The sequence below is a fragment of the Scytonema sp. PCC 10023 genome, from assembly GCF_963920835.1.
Classification (GTDB): Bacteria; Cyanobacteriota; Cyanobacteriia; order Cyanobacteriales; family Nostocaceae; genus Kalymmatonema.
Window position 1 is genome coordinate 124,307 of sequence record NZ_CAWUDP010000001.1, and the last position, 18,778, is coordinate 143,084.

Sequence of the window (18,778 nt, forward strand, 5' to 3'; positions counted from 1 at the left end):
TTGGGGACTGCGGACTAGGGAATAGGTAATCCCTAATCTCTCATCCCCAATTTCTAATGCCCATTACCCTTAATCCCCACTCCCTATGTGTTTTGCAAATGGCAGGGGGGAAGCGTGAGTTCTCCAGTTCCCCATTCCTTTATGCCCCTATGTTCGTTGACTTTTTCATCAAGCGACCTGTCTTCACCAGTGTTTGCGCCATCGTTATTTTGCTGGTTGGGGCAATTAGTATCCCCACACTACCCACGGCGCAGTATCCTGAAATTAGCCCAGTTCAAGTTACCGTTAATGCAAACTATGTCGGTGCTAGTTCTGAAGTTGTAGAAAACACGGTTACGACTCTTTTAGAAAGAGAGATTAACGGGGTCGAGGGCATGAAGTACATGACCTCAAGCAGCAGTAACAATGGCAGTAGTACAATTACAGTTACATTTGATGCATCCCGTAACAAAGATATTGCAGCGGTCGATGTGCAAAATCGAGTGTCGCAGGCTGAGCCGCAATTGCCAGAATCAGTACAAAGGACTGGAGTTACTGTTAGCAAGCAAACCAACGACATCCTGTTAGCCATAGGTTTATACAGCGACAACAACGAGTTCGACAACGTATTTTTAAGCAACTATGCCGACCTTTACTTAGTAGATGCCCTACAAAGAATCGGCGGTGTGAGTGAAGCGCGGATTTTTGGTGAACGCCGCTATGCTATGCGTCTGTGGCTTGACCCCAACCGCCTCGCCAGTCGCAACCTCACCGCCCAAGATGTGGTTGATGCTCTCAACGAGCAAAACATTCAGGTGGGTGCTGGGCAAATTGGTCAGCAGCCTGCGCCAAATGATCAAATGTATCAAATAGACCTGCGAGCGGTCAGCAGACTCAGGGAACCATCCGAATTTAACGAACTAGTTATTCAAACAGGTCAAAATGGTACGCTTGTTAAGCTTAAAGATGTAGGTCGGGCGGAACTGGGAGCAGAAAATTATAACTCCTTCCTCCGGTTCAGAGGTAAGGAGGGTGTGGGTATAGGGATATTTCCCACTCCAGGAAGTAATGCTTTGGATGTTGCCAGGGCAGTTAAAGCGGAAATGGAGCGACTCAAACAAGATTTTCCGCCAGGGTTGAAATCTCAAGTAGCGTTTGATACTACATCATTTGTGGAAGCATCCCTAAGAGAAGTGGTTAAGACGCTGTTTGAGGCACTTGTCCTCGTAGTCGTAGTCATTTTTATCTTCTTGCAGGACTGGCGTACCACTCTGATTCCGGTAATTGTCATTCCTCTGACATTAATTGGTACTTTTGCCTTTATTAAAGTTTTTGGCTTTTCAATCAATACCCTGACCTTGTTTGGTCTGACTTTAGCCACTGGGTTGGTGGTCGATGATGCAATCGTCGTAGTTGAGGACATTTCTCGCCTGATCGAGGAAGAAGAAATGTCGCCGGGTAAAGCAGCCTCACACGCAATGCATGAATTGTTTGGAGCGGTGATTGCCACTTCCTTGGTAATGATGGCAGTATTTGTGCCTGTTGCCTTCTTTCCAGGGTCTATAGGACAGATTTACCGCCAATTTGCGCTGACCATTGCCTTCTCGATGGCAATTTCGACTTTTCTTGCCATTACCTTGACTCCTGCTCTGTCAGCTCTACTACTGCGTCGCGGGCAAAAACCAACCGGTTGGATGGGTTGGGCGTTTGCACGGTTTAATAATGTTATTGATTGGACTCGCAGGCAGTACGAGCGATCGCTTATCTTCTTAAATCGTTTCCGAGCAGTCGTAGTGCTGCTGTTTATCCTGTCATTGGGTTTCACAGGCTGGCTTTACACCCAAGTCCCCACAGCATTTATCCCTGAAGAAGACCAAGGCTATTTCATCACCATCATTCAAGGTCCAGAAGGTGTTTCGCTCAATTACACCAGCAAGGTCATGCGTCAGGTAGAAGAAGAAATCCTGAAATTGCCTGAAGTTGTCGGTACTTTTGCCATAGGTGGCTTTGGTTTTAGTGGCTCTACTGCCAATAAGGGTGTAATTTTTACAACACTCAAAAATTGGGAAGAGCGCCATGAGCCAGATCAGTCAGTACAAGGAATTATCAAGAATTTGGGAGGAAAGCTATCAACAATTACAGATTCAACAGTTTTGCCAGTTAACCCGCCTGCAATTAGGGGTTTAGGCAGTTTTGGTGGCTTCCAATTTCAACTACAAGACAGACGAGGCAACAGTGGCTTGGATACCATGCTGCAAGTCATGGGTCAATTACTAGGGCGGGGAAATCAGACACCAGGGTTGCAAGCTGTGTTTAGCACTTTTTCAGCAAATACGGCTCAGCTTTTGATTGAAGTAGACCGTAATAAAGCCAAGTCGCTGCAAGTCGATGTAGACGATATTTTTAATACCCTACAAAGTTACTTGGGTTCGCGGTACGTCAACGATTTTAACTATCTCCAGCGGACTTACCGAGTTTATGTCCAAGCAGACACTCAGTTTCGCTCCAACCCTCAGGATATTGGTCGTTTGTATGTCCGTTCTCAAAACAATCAAATGGTTCCCCTGAGCAATTTGGTGAAAATTGTCCCAACGACGGGGGCGCAAACAATTAACCATTACAACTTATTCCGGTCAATTGAAATTAACGGTTTAGCTGCTCCTGGTACTAGTTCAGAACAAGCCCTTCAAGCGATGGAACAAGTGGCAAAGCAGGTTTTACCAGCAGGTTATGGTTACGAATGGTCGGGAATCTCAGCTGAAGAGCAACAGTCTGGCGCTCAAGCACCACTGATTTTTGCCTTGGGACTTCTCTTCGTGTTCCTCGTCCTAGCTGCCCAGTACGAGAATTACATTGACCCCTTGATTATTATGCTGTCAGTTCCCTTAGCTATCCTAGGGGCGCTATCGGCGCAGTCGTTGCGAGGTTTAGCCAATGATGTATACTGCCAAGTTGGTTTAGTGATGTTGATTGGTTTGGCAAGTAAGAACGCCATTTTGATTGTGGAATTTGCCAACCAACTACGCGAGCAGGGACGCTCAATTACCAAAGCAGCGATAGAAGCATCAGAACAGCGCTTGCGACCAATTCTGATGACAACATTTGCTTTTATTTTGGGTGTTTGGCCATTACTATTTCCTGAAGGAGCCGGAACTGCTAGCAGAAAATCTCTGGGTACAGCTATTGTTGGTGGGACGTTAGTCTCTACTTTATTAAGCCTGTTTGTAGTACCAATTTTATATATTGTGATTGGAAAGATTCGCGATCGCCTACAACGACGGCGCAAGTCTCCACAGCTACAGCCAGTTGAGGATGGTAGAGTTCCTACTGAGATCCATAAGTAAATTGACTGACTAGGGTGGGCATTGTCCACCCTACTCTTTGTCCGCTATTGAAGAATGGACAGGCGAAGACACTTGTCCCAACAATCTGCCTCCTCAAATATTAGAGAAAACACCATGACACTAGTAGATACTATTACCAGAGTCACTTCTCTCAATTTCTACGAAATCATCCCTGTGCTTGCAACAGCCACAGAAGCAGAAAATGCACCGATGGTACTGTCAGGAGTACTGGCGAGTTTGGTTGTCATTTACCTTGCCAGCACCATCGGTGCAGAAATTTGTGCCCGCATCAATTTACCTCCTGTATTGGGACAACTGCTAGGCGGTTTAGTGGTAGGTATCTCTGCCTTTCATTTGCTGGTTTTTCCTGAGGGTGGTGGTAATATTAGTGACTCATTGATGATGAATTTCTTGGAAGTCACTACTGGGTTGAGTCCAAACGACGCAGCCGCAATTTTTCAAGTAGACAGCGAAGTGATTTCGACCTTGGCAGAAATTGGTGTAGTCATTCTGCTGTTTGAAATTGGTTTGGAATCAGACTTACAAGAACTACTCAAAGTAGGTCCCCAAGCAGCAATAGTAGCAGTGGTAGGAGTCGTCACACCATTTGTTGCGGGTACTTTAGGGTTAATATTCTTGTTCGGTGTCCCTACTATTGCTGCTATTTTCGCAGGTGCAGCCTTAACTGCAACAAGTATCGGCATTACGGCGAAAGTGCTGGCAGAACTCCAATATCTCAATAGTAAAGAAGGTCAGATTATTATTGGCGCAGCAGTGCTAGACGATATTTTAGGTATTATCGTTCTCGCAGTGGTTGCTAGTTTGGCAAAGACCGGAGAGGTGGAACTGACCAATGTGCTATATCTCATTGTCAGTGCAGTAGTTTTCTTGGTAGGAGCTGTTTTTCTCGGTCGCTTGTTCAATCCTTACTTTGTGAAAATAGTTAGTGAACTTAAAACACGCGGTCAACTTCTGATTCCTGCCCTGATTTTTGCTTTTGTTCTTGCCTATATCGCGACTGTTATCAAGTTAGAAGCGATTCTGGGAGCTTTTACCGCTGGCTTAATTTTAGCCGAAACTCAAAAATGCCGAGAGCTAAAAGATCAGGTGATACCAATTGCAGATATACTGGTACCCGTTTTCTTTGTCGTTGTCAGCGCTAAAACGAATATCGGTGTTTTAAATCCATTGATCCCTGAGAATCGCGAAGGGCTGATTATGGCAAGCTTTCTGATTGTAGTCGCAATTTTGGGTAAACTGGTTAGCGGCTTTGCAGTGTTCGGTCAACCAGATACGAATCGGCTGGCAATTGGTGTCGGTATGATTCCACGAGGTGAGGTGGGACTTGTATTTGCTGGTATTGGTTCAGCAAGTGGTATTCTCTCAAGTGCCTTGGATGCTGCCATTATTGTGATGGTGATTGTCACTACCTTTTTAGCGCCGCCTTTATTATCGGTTGTGTTTCGACCAAATCAGCTTGCTGCTGAAGCAAAAGTTCGAGAATCAGCCAAGGTTCCTGCTGAGGTTAAAGAGGCGAACTGAGAGGAAGACACAAAAATTTCTGTTTATCTTAATAAATAGAATCATTACAATCGCTTATTGCTGACAACAATGTTGTGCTTCCAATTCAAGCTGCTGTGCCATTTTGCGTAACTTTTGTGACTTAGAACCTAGAAAAATGGCTAGTAGCAGTGGTGCATGACACAAGGTATGATGCTTCCAAGCTTCCGATTTTCTGTAATTCAAAATAATTGCCTAGCAAGTCATCAGGAGATTAAGGCATGCCTGCGATCGCCAAAAACAACGATGTGATTACGGTGATCATTATCTTCGCCGTAGAACCGGAACGCCAGCAAGAACTCATTGATACTATTGTGGAATTTCTTGAAACCACGGTGAAACAGCAGCCTGGTTTTGTCTCATCCAGCATCCACAAAAGTCTAGACGGGGTGCGGGTGATGAACTATGCCCAGTGGAAAACTCAAGAAGACTACCAAGCGTTTATCAACAATTCCGAGGTGCAAGCGAAAGGAGCTAAACTTTCCCAGTTCGAGTTATTAGATTCCCACATTTTTGAGGTCGTCATTTCCAAGCCGGACAATCACAGCCCCAAAATTACTAAAGGAGGTTTTCTCACTCACTTGGCAGAATTCCGTATGAAACCGGAGAATCAACAAGCCATGCTGCATTTAGCAAAGAAAGAGATAGTGACAGCAGTACAACAGAATCCAGGACTTATATCTGCAACCTTCCACCGTTCATTTGACGGTACTCGTGTCATGAACTACGGACAATGGCGCTCTCAAGAAGATTTTGAAGCAATTCTAAAGAAACCAGATTTTGAAATCGAATCAGGTTATTGGGTAGGTTTAGCTGAGAACGAGTTTCATGTTTACGAGGTAGTTTACACCCAGCCTACTGATTAATTGGGTTTGTTTTCAGTCTCGTGTAAAGCCGCTAACAGAGAAACTTTGCGTCTTGGCGACGCCAGTCGCCTACAGAGGGAAACCCTCCTGCAGCGCTGGCTCGACTTTGCGCGAAATGATATTTGCCTGTATTTAAGGAGATAACCCCTGTGACCACCAATATCAACCTTTTCACCCCCGTTCAACTTGGTCCCTACACCCTGCCAAACCGCACAGTGATGGCACCAATGACCCGTTTGCGAGCAATTGACAATGTCCCCAACTCATTGATGGCGACATACTACGCGCAACGCGCAACAGCAGGGCTGATTGTCACCGAATGCACGATGGTTTCACCCTTAAGTTTAGGCTACATGAACTCTCCGGGTATCTACTCAGAAGAACACATTGCCGGATGGCGGCAAGTAACCAATGCTGTACATGAAAAAGGAGGAAGAATTTTCTTGCAACTGTGGCACTCTGGAAGGGTTTCCCATCCTTCTTTATTGGGTGGAGAGTCGCCAGTTGCACCTTCTGCCATTGCCGCTTCTGGCACACTGCATACTCCTATAGGGAAAGTAGCAATGGAAACTCCCCGCGCCTTAGAAACCCATGAAATTCCTGAAATTGTTGAGCAGTTTCGCAAAGGTGCAGAAAATGCTCTTGCCGCAGGATTTGATGGCGTGGAATTTCATGGGGCATTTGGTTACTTAATCGACCAGTTTCTGCAAGATTGCACAAACCAACGTACTGATGAATACGGTGGTTCGGTAGAAAATCGGGCGCGATTTATGCTGGAAGTTGTAGAAGCTGTCGCCAGTGTGTGGGGTGCAAATCGTGTTGGTATCAAACTTTCACCCAGTAACACATACTACGGAATGGGCGACTCGAATCCGCAAGAAACTTTTGGTTATGCAATAGATGCTCTCAACCGCTTTGATTTGGCATATCTCCACCTGATGGAACCAAATGAAGTTGATTTGGCAAACCGTGTTGTGATGAACCCGGTAACACCCTACTTCCGTAAAATTTACCAAGGGACTTTAATTACCAATGGCAACTATGATCATCCCAAAGCAGATAGCATACTCGCTAGCGGTGATGCAGATTTGGTTTCCTTTGGCAAATTATTTCTCGCCAATCCTGACTTACCAAAACGCTTTGAATTGAATGCATCTTTGAACACGCCAGATCCAAGAACGTTTTACGCGCCAGACGAGAAGGGATACACAGATTATCCATTCTTGGAACTTCAACATAAGTAATTAGGTGCTAGGAGCCAGAAGCCTGCTTGGGAGTTTTGCGTGACTGGCAACGGACTGCCCGTAAGCTTGTCCTGACTTCTGAACGCCAGATCCCTAGGTCGGGAAGCCCTCCTGCATGGCTAGCGCTCCTGCTTACAAAAAATTAATTAAAACTAGGTTGATTTTCACATAGTGTTTAAGTGAAAACCACGCTGTATTCTTCACACACAGTGTCCTTTGTATAAAAGGAAGGTCCATTATGCTTTACTCACGCATCACATGGCTGATTCCACTAGCCTTCACTTTAGTTGGTTTCGGGTCTAGTATCAAAAGCGCAACGGCGCAGACCACGTACCCATTTGAAGCTGTTTATGACACAGAAGCCACCCTTAGGCCCATTCCCAACAGGTCGAATGTCTTTGAGATATTTGTCTCAGGCACAAATCCTGATGCCCCTTACGGTCTGACTAACTTTACAAGCACCAACAACTACGGTCAGCTTGATCCCGGAACTGGAGTACTCACATTTGGTCCAGACCCAGCAACACTTGGTTTAGAAGGCCCATTCGGTAGAGACGAGTTTTTTGGTAGCAGCGATGATAGCCTGTTTGGAAGCAGTAGTGCCACCGCTTTATTGGACTTGCAAAACTTTACATTGTCAGGTTCTGGCACTGTAAATATCACTGGCGGTACGGGCAGATTCAGCGGTGCGATCGGCACACTAAACTTTTTCGAGAACGACGAACTCAATCCCGACCCAACTGCTCCCACAAGAGGTAGAGCTATTTTAAGTGGCTTTTTCCAAGTACCTGAAAAAGTTCCAGAACCGAGAACCAACTTGGCGCTGGTTGGCGTAGGGGTGACCGGGGCAGGTTTCCTGCTGCGTCAACGCCGCCTTCGTTCTGCTGGTAAATCATAATGTCTAGTTGGGCGTGGGAGTTTGCTCACCTATGCCCACAATTCAATTGATCATTAATTCAATACAAAAATCAATACAAAAAATAAATTTATGCAACCAGCAAGCCTGGATGAGCAGCAAAAATCCCCAAAGAATCTGTACATAGATACAAATTTTTACATTATTTGTGCAGTTTCTTTGATGGCAGTTCTCGCGGTATCTAGCGTATCTCCGGCTTTTCCGAAAATATCCTTAGCATTAAACGTCAATCCCCAAAATCTAGGATTGTTGGTTACAGTCTTTACATTTCCTGCTGTTATTTTAGGTCCTATTATTGGTGTCCTTGCTGATAGATTAGGTAGGAAAAAAATTCTCGTTCCTTCACTGTTTTTATTTGGCATTACGGGGACAGCTTGCGCTTTTGCCCGTGATTTTAACCTTTTACTCTTGTTGCGTTTCCTACAAGGAATTGGTGCTGCTTCTTTGCTATCTATGAGCATTACCTTAATCGGCGATTTGTATGCAGGAGATAGACGCACTACAGCAATGGGTTACAATGCCAGCATCACAAGTACTGGCACAGCTTTTTACCCTATTATTGGCGGCATACTAGCAACCCTCGGCTGGTACTACCCCTTTTTGTTACCTATTGTATCGATTCCAATTGGTTTGCTGGTGTTATTTGCATTAAAAAATCCAGAACCAAAAGGAGAAAGAAATCTTCAAGAGTATTTGAAACATGCTTTAAAAGCCTTGAAAAACCGGAAGTTAGCTGGACTATTTATTGGGAGTGCTGCTAACATGGTTCTTCTTTACGGAGCTTACATGACTTATTTACCCGAATTAATCAATGATACTTTCAAAGCGCCTGCTTCCACAATTGGATTCATACTCTCTAGTGTTTCTATAGCAATTGTTATTACATCTTCACAATTAGGAAGATTGACTAAAAAATTTAATACCACAACTTTAATTAGAGCATCTTTTATTTTGTATGCTCTAGCTCTATTCACAATTCCGCTAATACCTCCTCTAATAGCAAATGTCTGGTTACTATTAATCCCAACCACAATTTTTGGCATTGGTATAGGGATTGGTGCTCCTAGTATCCAAACTCGTTTGACAGAAATTGCCCCCAAACAATATCTGGCTACGATTCTCTCTGTCAATGGGACCTTTTACGGGTTAGGACAAACCCTTGGTCCGTTACTAATGCTAATTGCCTTTAGTTTGGGAGGTATCAATAGTGTATTTTATGCAGGTATTGGATTCGCAATTCTTACCCTTGCTGTCTTTAGGTATTGCACTTGCTTGTAATTAAGGAAATGAAATGACATGAGTCAGTCAAAGGTTGCAGTTGTTCTGGGGGTGGGTCCCGGGCTCGGAGCCGCAGTTGCTCATCGGTTTGCACGAGAAGGCTTTGTTGTAGGATTGATGGCAAGAAGCTTTGAGCAGCTGACTCAAATTCCGTCAGAAATTGAACAGTCTGGCGGTAAGGCATTGTCTGTTACGGTTGATGCCACTGATCCTGCATCAGTAAAAGCTGCATTTGAACAGGTGCGATGGCACGGAGTGCCCGCATAATAGCGATCGCAACTTGGTTGTGCTGAAGTCTTTGTCTACAATGCTGGAGCATTTAAGATGGCTGGCATACTCGAACTGACACCAGAACAGTTTGAACAGAACTGGAAAGTCAATTGTTTTGGAGCTTTTCTAGCGGTACAGCAAGTCCTTCCGGCGATGGTTGAACGAGGTCGCGGGACTATCCTGTTGACGGGAGCAACTGCTGCTGTGAGAGGTTCAGGCAAGTTTGCAGCATTGGCGGTGGGCAAATTTGGGTTACGTGCATTGGCGCAGTCGTTGGCGCGGGAGTTTGGTTCTCAGGGCATTCATGTAGCTCATATCATTATTGATGGCATGATTAACACTCCAAGAGTGCGAGCAATGGCATCACAGCGAGAAGAACATACGCTACTCTCACCTGAGGCAATAGCCCAAACATATTGGCAACTTTATCAGCAGGATGCAACTGCATGGACTTTAGAACTTGATTTACGACCTGCGGTGGAGAAATTCTGATTTGTTTGTCAAGTTTTAGCAAGATGAGAACATTTTCCGCAAGAACGTAAAAGACAACACCTCCGGACATTTGCCAATCTTTTAGACAATTGCTCACTCAAGGAGGCTTTTAAACTATGGCATCTCTCGTTGAAAAAGTGGCAATTGTCACAGGTGCATCGCGTGGTATCGGACGGGCTATTGCTGAAAAATTAGCTCAAGAAGGTGCGACAGTTGTTATTAACTATTCTCATAGTGCTGATAAAGCGCAGGAAGTCGTATCGGCTATTACAGCACAAGGCGGAAAGGCAATAGCCACGCAAGCCGATATCAGCCGAGTTACAGACATCAGCCGCCTATTTCAGGAAACAGTAGATAAGTTTGGCAAGCTTGACATCCTGGTTAACAATGCCGGTATCTCTTTATTTAAGCCGCTAGCTGAGACAACTGAGCAAGAGTTTGATCAACAGTTTGCTCTTAACGCCAAAGGGACTTTCTTTGCACTTCAAGAAGCAGCACTTAGGTTTTCAGATGGTGGACGAATTGTCAATATATCCACAGGTGGTACTGTTAACGGTGGTGCTAACTTCTCCGCGTACGTTGGCAGTAAAGCAGCGATCGAGGGCTTCAGTAAGTGCCTAGCAAAGGAACTGGGACAGCGCGGCATCACGGTTAACACCGTCCTACCAGGTGTAACTGAGACAGACATGAACCTAGAGACACTTCCCGAAGAAGCAAGGGCAGCGATGATTGCCCAAACACCCCTAGGTCGCCTGGGTAAACCAGAGGACATTGCAGACGTAGTTGCTTTTTTGGTGAGTGACCAAGCCCGTTGGATCACTGGGCGAAATATCCCTGTTGATGGTGGTTTAGCTTGATTTACAGCTTTTCTAAACAAGTAAAACAAAGGCACAAAACAAAATGGCAACAATGAAAGCAGTACGCATTCATACTTATGGTGGCCCAGAAACCTTAGCTTACGAAGATGCTCCACGACCAGAACCAGCAGCAGACGAAGTTCTGATTCACATTCATGCCGCAAGTGTAAATCCCCTTGACTGGAAAATTCGTGGCGGCTTTGGCAAAGACAGGTTCAAGCACCACTTGCCTTTGATTCTTGGTTGGGATGTTGCTGGAACAATTGCAGCAACTGGTTCTCAAGTGGAGCAGTTCCAGACAGGCGATGCTGTTTATGGTTATACAAGTTTGTTCCGTGATGGTGGTTATGCCGAGTTTATAGTTGCCAAGACAATAGAGATTGCTTTAAAGCCTACATCTGTTGATTTCATTGAAGCAGCCGCCATCCCAGTTGCCGCACTGACGCCATGGCAAGCATTGTTTGATACAGCAGGTTTGTCTGCAAATCAACGAGTGCTGATTCATGCGGCATCAGGTGGGGTCGGTTCATTGGCGGTGCAGTTGGCAAAGGCGAAGGGTGCCTACGTCATCGGCACAGCATCGGCACGCAATGCTGACTTTCTGCGCGAGTTAGGAACTGACGAAATCATTGACTACCAGACAACCAAGTTTGAGACAGCTGTCCAGGATGTGGATGTCGTTTTTGACACAATCGGCGGCGACACTCAAGAGCGCTCGTTTGGCGTGTTGCGAAAAGATGGATGGCTTGTCTCTATCGTTTCTCCCCCATCACAAGAAACAGCCGCCCAGTACGGTGTGCGAAGTACTATGGTTGGGGTTCAACCCAACGGAATACAACTTAAAGAGATTGCTGCGCTAGTGGACTCCGGAAAAGTCAAGCCGTATGTGGAAACAGTCTTGCCACTGAAAGAGGCGCGACAAGCACATGAACTCAGCCAAAGCGGTCGCACACGCGGCAAAATCATCTTACAGATGGTTGACAACTAGCCTGAGCTACAAAATAAATCTCGCTCAAGTTGATAGTCAAAGGTTTGTATGTCCTTAGAAAACAAAAAAATTGTCATTATCGGTGGAACCTCAGGTATGGGATTGGCAACTGCTAAAGCTGCGATCGCTACGGGAGCTTCTGTCACAATTGCCAGCCGCTCCAAGGAAAAACTAGAAACAACACAAAAAGAAATTGGCGGTCATGTAGAAGCTCAACCAATTGATTTGATGCAAGAAAATTCCATCCGAGACTTCTTTCAAACAGTTGGCTCAATTGATCACTTGGTAGTTTCAGGAAGCTCAACCAAATCTAGTTCTTTTCGCGATCTAGCAACCGAAGATGCAAAAGCGTCAATGGCGAGTAAGTTTTGGGGACCTTACCTAGCAGCAAAGTACGCGCAGATAAACTCCAATGGCTCGATTGTGCTGTTCTCTGGAATTCTCAGCCGCAAGCCTTCTTCTGGTATGGCAGTTCTTTCTGCAATTAACGCTGCGGTTGAGGGTTTAGGGCGGGCTTTAGCTGTTGAACTTGCCCCGATTCGGGTAAATGTGATTTCTCCTGGCTTGGTGGCAACTTCAGCTTATGACAAAATGCCAGAAGACCAGAGAGAAGCCATGTTTCAGAACACTGCGAGCCACTTGCCCGTAGGACGGATTGGCAACCCGGAGGAAATTGCAGCAACAGTGCTGCACCTGATGGAAAACGGTTATATAACCGGAGCAGTCATCGATGTCGATGGCGGTGCGCTGGTGATGTAATCTCAGGTTCCTGTTCGAGTGGTAGAAAACCAAGAGTGGTATCATGGTTAACCTCAAATGGTGGAAACAACTGCACTGGTCTGAATACGGAGCAGAACTGCTTGGAACTGCAATTCTTGTTTTTGTGGGGCTGAGCGCTGTTGTATTCAATTTTGCTCAAGGCTTGCCAATGCAACAACTCATACCCGATAAAAGCATACGCTTGCTGCTTACGGGATTGATGTTTTCTGGAACTGGTTCGCTCGTTGCAATTTCGCCGCTGGGAAAACTGAGTGGCGCTCACGTTAATCCTGCTGTTTCTTTGGGATTTTGGCTACAAGGCAAAATGCACCATCATGACATAGGCGGCTACATTATTGCCCAATTCCTCGGCGCAATGAGTGGTGCAGTGTTGTTAGTATTTGTTTGGGGAAAATATGCTGCCAATGTGAATAATGGGATGGCTTTACCTGGGACAGGTTATCCATTGTGGTATGTATTTTTGGCGGAAGTGACCATGACGGCAATACTTGTGCTGGCTATTTTTATTTTTGTCAGCAGTCGTCGCTTGATGCGTTGGACACCACTGATGACGTGGCTGTTGGTAGCAATAATGGTTTGGCTGGAATCGCCGATTTCTGGCACGAGTTTAAATCCAGCACGTAGCATTGGTCCTGCTTTAGTTTCGTGGTTCTGGCAAGACCAATGGCTTTACTGCATTGCACCACCGTTTGGTGCAATCCTTGCGGTGGGAGTTTTTCGCTTGGTGAGTTTGGGGGATAGCGAAATTTTGACCGCAAAACTTTTTCACGTGTCCCACTACCGTTGTATCTTTAAAAACGTTAAAGTTCCCCATCGAACCGCAGGATAAGGAGATCACTAGACATGAGCAATTATGAGTTCCACGACCAACTCAGCTTGGAAGCAAAAGCCGAACAACTAGGGAAACAGGCAATGGCACTTGGTTTGATACCTAGTTTTGTTGTCCATTATTTCCCTGATAACTGGATATTCTACATTCCTAACGAAAAGCAGTCTGAACCTCTAACACCAGAAGAGGCATACCTGTATTTGAAAAAATTGGTTCAACAGTAGACCCGTCAAGGCTCAAAATAAACATGACTATACAATCTCAACAACCAAAAGTCTCCTTGCTGCTTGCTGATGTGGATGGCACTCTAGTCACCCGCGAGAAAGTGTTGACAGATCGCGCCCGTGATGCTGTTCGCAAGCTTAACGAAGCAGGCATTGGCTTTGCCATCACCAGCGGTCGTCCACCTTTAGGGATGAAGATGGTCGTCGAAGCCCTCCAGCTAACCACACCAATTGCTGCCTTTAATGGTGGAGTCTTCCTCAATCCGGACTTTTCCATCATCGACCAGAATGTGCTGAGCGGGGCGATCGCCAAGCAAGTCATTGAAATCATCACAGCACATAAACTCGATGTCTGGATTTATCGCGGCAATGACTGGTTTGTGCATGAACGGCATGGTTCTCACGTTGACCGCGAAGAGAAGACAGTCAAGTTTCCGCCTACCGTCGTTCCCAGCTTTGATGATCTGTTGGACAACGTGGCAAAAATCGTCGGAGTTAGCGATGACTTAGAAGCTGTCGCCAAGTGCGAAAAAGACGTGCAACAACAGTTTAGTGAACAAGTTTTGTGCAAAGCTGGTGCCAATTCCTCTGGCGCTGAGTACGTCTGTGCTGCTCGTAGCCAACCCTACTACTTGGATGTCACCCATCCCCGTGCCAATAAAGGGGCAGTGGTTGACCGCCTCTCAGAACTGCTTGGGATTAACAGTTCGGAGATTGCCACAATTGGCGATATGCCCAACGATGTGCCAATGTTTCAGCGCAGCGGCTTGAGCATTGCGATGGGCAACGCCAGTGCTGATGTGCAGCACTCCGCCAACTACGTCACAACTTCTAACGAAGACGAGGGCTTTGCTCAAGCAGTTGAGCGCTTCGTTTTAAGTATTGAAAATCAAAATACAAGTCAAAAATGAAACGACTGACAAATAAAGTTGCCATTGTGACTGGAGCATCCCGCAGCATTGGACGGGCAATAGCCGAACGATTAGCTGAAGATGGCGCAACAGTTGCTATCAACTACAGAAGTGGTGCTGATGAAGCTAAAGAGGTGATTGAAAGCATCAAATCTCAAGGTGGAGTGGCGATCGCTATCCAAGCAGATGTCAGCCAAGTTTCAGATATTCGTCGCTTGTTTCAAACAGTCATAGACCAATTGGGGCAGTTGGATATTTTGGTCAACAATGCCGGGATTGCACGGGGAGGATTAGTAGCAGAAGTAACAGAAGAAGATTACGAAGCAGTTTTTGGCATCAATGTCCGGGGTGTCCTCTTCTGTCTTCAAGAAGCTGCTCGACAAATGTCGGATAACGGACGCATAGTCAATGTCTCCTCCTCAGCAAGCGTGTTCCCCAGTCCAGGTATTGCTGTGTACGCTGCTAGCAAAGCCGCAGAGAAGTTATTTACAGAAGTCCTAGCGAAAGAATTGGGAGGGCGTGGGATTACAGTTAACAGCGTTCTTCCAGGACCAACGAGTCCGGGAATGTTTGACTCAGTATCGCCGGAATATAAGCAGGCGGCGGCAATGAGTTCTCCGTTTGGTCGTTTGGGACAACCTGAGGATATTGCTGATGTCGTTGCTTTCCTAGTGAGCGAGCAAGCACGCTGGATCACCGGACAGCACATTTTGGCAAATGGCGGAGCAACAATTTAACCTTTTGACAACCTTTTGACAACAATTTGACAACAAGGAGAATAGACATGAAACTTGAAGATAAAGTCGCGCTAGTTACAGGTAGTAGTCAGGGAATCGGACAGGCGATCGCCATTCGTCTTGCCGAAGAAGGTGCGAATATCGTCATTGACTATCGCTCTCATGCAGAAGGTGCTGAAGAAACCAAAGCGAAAGTCGAAGCCAGCGGACGCAAAGGCTTAGTTATCAAAGCAGATTTAGGTGTCGTCAGCGATATCCGTCAGATGGTTGACGAAGGTATCCAACATTTCGGCAAAATAGATATCTTGGTAAACAACGCTGGGTTGGAAAAGAATGCCTCGTTCTGGGATGTCACAGAACAAGACTACGATAATGTACTTAACGTTAACCTCAAGGGTGTATTTTTTGCAACACAGGCTGTTGTCCAGCACTTCCGGGAAACTCAGCGCCCTGGAAAAATTATCAATATCAGTTCAGTGCATGAAGAATTGCCGTTCCCGCACTTTACCTCTTACTGTGCCAGCAAGGGTGGTGTGAAGATGTTGATGCGAAACTTGGCGGTGGAACTCGGACCCTTGGGGATCACCGTAAACAATGTTGCACCGGGAGCAATTGAGACACCGATTAACAAAAGTTTGTTGGAAGACAAAGAAAAGCTAGGCGCTGTACTAAAGAATATCCCCCTCGGGCGACTGGGACAACCCCAGGATGTAGCTTCTCTAGTTGCTTTTTTAGCTTCATCAGACGCAGATTATATCACAGGCTCCACCTTTTTTGTCGATGGCGGACTGCTGTGGAATTATCAAGAGCAGTAAGTCTAACGTTAAACGTCTGCACAAATATAGTGCTTCTGATTTACATGAACGGGATTGGGGATTGGGGATTGGGGATTGGGAATTGGATTCCCACTCTGATTAATTATGGTGGGGGTTGAAACCCACCACCAAATTTTGATTCCCAGTACCCAGTACCGTCGCGTCCATTCATGAGGGCAGTGCGGTGGTGAGCCAGCGCTGCAGGAGGGTTTCCCGACAGCAGGCGACTGGCGTGCATGGTTCCCCGGCATAAAGCAACTGCTCGTCCCCCACCAACGAGTACATATGGTAGGGGTATTCTGGGCGCGACTAGATGACTAGATAAAGTACAAATTTATCTGTGTCCATCTGTGGTTGATTATTTCTTTGGTGTATCTTACCCAATTGCAAACCGCTATGAAGGAAAACCATGAAACCATTAGAAGGAAAAATTGCAATTATCACCGGTGGATCTGGTGGCATTGGTTCAGCCATTTGTGAACGACTTGCCCAAGATGGTGCCAAGGTAGTTGTCCACTACGGCGGTCATCAGGATGCGGCGGACGATGTCGTTGCCAGAATTAAAGATAAGGGCGGGGAAGCCGTTGCTATCCAAGCAAACCTTAGCAAAGTCGAAGACGTTGTCAGGCTGTTTGACCAGACGCACCAACGTTTTGGAACGCCCGATATTGTTGTCAACAATGCTGGAACAGGTGTTGGCGGACCGATTGCCGAGACGGAAGAAGAAGCCTTTGATAAGGTCTTTGGGTTGAACACGAAAGGAACATTCTTCTCCATGAGGGAAGCCGCCCGTCGTGTTAATCCAAATGGGCGTATTGTCAATATATCTAGTGGGTTAGTTGTGCGCCCGCTCGCAGGCTTCAGTCTTTATGTTGGCAGTAAAGCGGCTGTGGAACTGATGGGCAAAGTTCTCTCGATGGAACTTGGCGATCGCGGCATCACAGTGAACACAGTTTCGCCAGGACCAACAGAAACAGAGATGTTTGCCCACTCTGGTGATGACCCAACAGCAGCGGCTGCACGGTCACCCTTTAACCGTCTTGGGAAATCAGAGGATATTGCAGATGTCGTCGCCTTCGTTGTCAGCGACCAATGCCGATGGATTACCGGGCATACCTTCCAAGCAGGAGGTGGATACGTTTGAGTTCGCAATTAAATGGAAAATACGCCCTTGTCACTGGCGGAAATAAAGGCATTGGTTTTGCCATTTGTCAAGGACTGCTAGCAGCTGGGTTTGATGTAACTGTTGCAGGGCGATCGCACCACAAAGCCAAAGCAGCAGCAGAAAAATTGCATACCAACTCGAAAGTGCGTGTCGTCGAACTTGATGTCGCAGATGACCAAAGCATTGACCGAGCTGTAAAGCATTTAAGTCAAGAAATTCCTCAACTGGATGTACTGGTAAATAACGCAGGCATTTATCCTGACGAAGGCGTGAACATTCTGACTATCTCTCGCGAATTGCTAAATCTAGCGATGAACACCAATGCTTTTGGACCAATTCGCACGAGCCAAGCATTTCTACCCCTACTAGAAAAAGCACCCAAAGCCCGTATCATTAATGTTTCTAGTAGTTACGGTCAGTTGGATGGGCTTTCTTTTGATGTTCCCAGTTATTGCTTGTCTAAACTTACCCTCAACGGCGCAACTATTATGCTAGCAGAAGCTTTACAAGCAAAAGGCATTGCAGTCAACGCTATAGATCCTGGCTGGGTCAAAACAGATATGGGCGGTACTTCCGCACCTCGTTCCCCGGAACAGGGCGCTGACACTGCTATTTGGCTCGCAACCGAAGCTTCACCAAACTTAAGCGGGAAGTTGTTCCGGGATCGTAGGGAGATTTCTTACTGAAGCATTTATTTGAACTTAATTTTCACATAGGAGTCAAAAATGGCACATAAATTAGATGGAAAAGTTGCGCTAATTACTGGCGCTTCATCGGGCATTGGTGAAGCAACCGCCCTAGCACTAGCAGCCGAAGGAGCAAAGGTGGCATTGGCAGCAAGACGCGCTGAACGCCTACAGAAGTTGGAAAAACAGATTACAGATGGTGGTGGAAAGGCGCTTTCCCTCGTCACAGATATTGCCGATGAAGCCCAAGCAACTGAGATGGTTCACAAGACTAACAGCAATTTCGGCAGTGTGGATATCTTGGTCAATAACGCTGGTGTGATGCTTGTTGGTCCCGTTGAAGGTGCAGATACTTCAGATTGGCAACGTATGATTAACATCAACTTAATGGGTTTGATGTATGCTACCCATGCTGCCCTACCTTTAATGAAAGCTCAGGGTGGAGGACATATCGTGAATATTTCCTCTGTAGCAGGTCGTGTAGCTGTACCTAATTATGCAGTATACAATGCCACTAAGTTTGGAGTTGGCGCGTTTAGTGAAGCTTTACGGAAGGAGGTTTATAAAGACAAAATCCGTGTCACCGTGATTGAGCCAGGTGGGGTGGCAACGGAATTAGCTGACCAGATTACCAACCCAGAGTTTAAGCAGCTGACAGACCAGTTTTATGAGTCATTAACGGCACTCGAAAGCGAGGATATTGCTGCTGCGTTCACCGAAGGTGGGCGCTCTGCGCCATCGCTTATGCCGTAACTCAGCCGCCTCGTGTCAATGTCAATGAAATTTTAATCCGTCCAACCGAGCAAGAATTGTAGCTTTTTGTCCAATTTCTATTAG

19 protein-coding genes and 1 pseudogene are annotated in these 18,778 nt (G+C 46.1%); 18 read left to right on the plus strand and 2 right to left on the minus strand.

What is annotated here, in order from left to right:
* The first annotated feature begins 149 nt into the window (after positions 1-149).
* Together ACM0OZ_RS00600 and ACM0OZ_RS00605 are read left to right on the plus strand one after the other, a co-directional pair.
* Positions 150-3,323 carry an efflux RND transporter permease subunit gene (locus ACM0OZ_RS00600; protein ID WP_414581045.1) on the plus strand — a complete coding sequence of 1,058 codons (3,174 nt, stop codon included), beginning with the start codon at positions 150-152 and terminating at the stop codon, positions 3,321-3,323.
* A 114-nt stretch (positions 3,324-3,437) separates the two neighbouring features.
* Complete coding sequence (locus ACM0OZ_RS00605) at positions 3,438-4,865, plus strand: cation:proton antiporter (RefSeq protein WP_414580800.1); 1,428 nt, start codon at positions 3,438-3,440, stop codon at positions 4,863-4,865.
* A gap of 54 nt (positions 4,866-4,919) precedes the next feature.
* Here ACM0OZ_RS00605 and ACM0OZ_RS00610 read toward each other — a convergent pair whose 3' ends face one another.
* Positions 4,920-5,069 carry a hypothetical protein gene (locus ACM0OZ_RS00610; protein ID WP_414580801.1) on the minus strand — a complete coding sequence of 50 codons (150 nt, stop codon included), beginning with the start codon at positions 5,067-5,069 and terminating at the stop codon, positions 4,920-4,922.
* A gap of 35 nt (positions 5,070-5,104) precedes the next feature.
* Between ACM0OZ_RS00610 and ACM0OZ_RS00615 the strand changes: the two genes are divergently transcribed.
* The 13 genes and pseudogenes from ACM0OZ_RS00615 (at position 5,105) to ACM0OZ_RS00675 (ending at position 16,090) form a co-directional block, all read left to right on the plus strand.
* Positions 5,105-5,749 carry an antibiotic biosynthesis monooxygenase family protein gene (locus ACM0OZ_RS00615; RefSeq protein ID WP_414580802.1) on the plus strand — a complete coding sequence of 215 codons (645 nt, stop codon included), beginning with the start codon at positions 5,105-5,107 and terminating at the stop codon, positions 5,747-5,749.
* 149 nt (positions 5,750-5,898) lie between these two features.
* Entirely contained in the window at positions 5,899-6,993 is a 1,095-nt protein-coding gene (locus ACM0OZ_RS00620; RefSeq protein WP_414580803.1) for an alkene reductase, read from the plus strand.
* 238 nt (positions 6,994-7,231) lie between these two features.
* Positions 7,232-7,891: a hypothetical protein gene (locus tag ACM0OZ_RS00625; RefSeq protein ID WP_414580804.1), complete on the plus strand. Its 660-nt coding sequence runs from the start codon at positions 7,232-7,234 to the stop codon at positions 7,889-7,891.
* A 90-nt stretch (positions 7,892-7,981) separates the two neighbouring features.
* Positions 7,982-9,187 (plus strand): MFS transporter, encoded by a 1,206-nt coding sequence (locus ACM0OZ_RS00630; protein ID WP_414580805.1) that lies wholly within the window; start codon positions 7,982-7,984, stop codon positions 9,185-9,187.
* Between the two features lie 18 nt (positions 9,188-9,205).
* Positions 9,206-9,949 (plus strand): annotated as a pseudogene (locus ACM0OZ_RS00635) (SDR family NAD(P)-dependent oxidoreductase).
* Between the two features lie 116 nt (positions 9,950-10,065).
* Positions 10,066-10,806, plus strand: coding sequence for an SDR family oxidoreductase (locus ACM0OZ_RS00640; RefSeq protein ID WP_414580806.1), 741 nt, complete (start codon positions 10,066-10,068; stop codon positions 10,804-10,806).
* 52 nt (positions 10,807-10,858) lie between these two features.
* Positions 10,859-11,794, plus strand: a complete 936-nt coding sequence (locus ACM0OZ_RS00645; protein WP_414580807.1) for an NADP-dependent oxidoreductase — start codon at positions 10,859-10,861, stop codon at positions 11,792-11,794.
* 48 nt (positions 11,795-11,842) lie between these two features.
* Positions 11,843-12,553 (plus strand): SDR family oxidoreductase, encoded by a 711-nt coding sequence (locus ACM0OZ_RS00650; RefSeq protein WP_414580808.1) that lies wholly within the window; start codon positions 11,843-11,845, stop codon positions 12,551-12,553.
* A gap of 43 nt (positions 12,554-12,596) precedes the next feature.
* The gene (locus tag ACM0OZ_RS00655; RefSeq protein WP_414580809.1) at positions 12,597-13,403 is read left to right on the plus strand and encodes an MIP/aquaporin family protein; all 807 of its coding nucleotides are present in this window, start codon (positions 12,597-12,599) and stop codon (positions 13,401-13,403) included.
* A 14-nt stretch (positions 13,404-13,417) separates the two neighbouring features.
* The gene (locus tag ACM0OZ_RS00660; protein ID WP_414580810.1) at positions 13,418-13,627 is read left to right on the plus strand and encodes a hypothetical protein; all 210 of its coding nucleotides are present in this window, start codon (positions 13,418-13,420) and stop codon (positions 13,625-13,627) included.
* 23 nt (positions 13,628-13,650) lie between these two features.
* A complete protein-coding gene (locus ACM0OZ_RS00665) occupies positions 13,651-14,538 on the plus strand; it encodes a Cof-type HAD-IIB family hydrolase (protein WP_414580811.1) in 888 nt (295 codons plus the stop codon).
* Positions 14,535-15,275: a glucose 1-dehydrogenase gene (locus ACM0OZ_RS00670; protein ID WP_414580812.1), complete on the plus strand. Its 741-nt coding sequence runs from the start codon at positions 14,535-14,537 to the stop codon at positions 15,273-15,275. Before ACM0OZ_RS00665 ends, ACM0OZ_RS00670 begins: the two co-directional genes overlap by 4 nt.
* 47 nt (positions 15,276-15,322) lie before the next feature.
* Positions 15,323-16,090, plus strand: a complete 768-nt coding sequence (locus ACM0OZ_RS00675; RefSeq protein WP_414580813.1) for a glucose 1-dehydrogenase — start codon at positions 15,323-15,325, stop codon at positions 16,088-16,090.
* Between the two features lie 103 nt (positions 16,091-16,193).
* Here the strand turns inward: ACM0OZ_RS00675 and ACM0OZ_RS00680 are convergent, their stop codons facing one another.
* Positions 16,194-16,328, minus strand: coding sequence for a hypothetical protein (locus tag ACM0OZ_RS00680; protein WP_414580814.1), 135 nt, complete (start codon positions 16,326-16,328; stop codon positions 16,194-16,196).
* 171 nt (positions 16,329-16,499) lie between these two features.
* Between ACM0OZ_RS00680 and ACM0OZ_RS00685 the strand changes: the two genes are divergently transcribed.
* Genes ACM0OZ_RS00685 through ACM0OZ_RS00695 form a run of 3 tightly spaced genes read left to right on the plus strand, consistent with a single transcriptional unit; the run spans position 16,500 to position 18,694 of the window.
* Entirely contained in the window at positions 16,500-17,234 is a 735-nt protein-coding gene (locus tag ACM0OZ_RS00685) for an SDR family oxidoreductase (RefSeq protein ID WP_414580815.1), read from the plus strand.
* Complete coding sequence (locus ACM0OZ_RS00690; protein ID WP_414580816.1) at positions 17,231-17,941, plus strand: SDR family NAD(P)-dependent oxidoreductase; 711 nt, start codon at positions 17,231-17,233, stop codon at positions 17,939-17,941. The genes ACM0OZ_RS00685 and ACM0OZ_RS00690 overlap by 4 nt, the downstream gene beginning before the upstream one ends.
* Positions 17,942-17,980: 39 nt before the next feature.
* Positions 17,981-18,694 (plus strand): SDR family NAD(P)-dependent oxidoreductase, encoded by a 714-nt coding sequence (locus ACM0OZ_RS00695; RefSeq protein ID WP_414580817.1) that lies wholly within the window; start codon positions 17,981-17,983, stop codon positions 18,692-18,694.
* Positions 18,695-18,778: the final 84 nt, after the last annotated feature.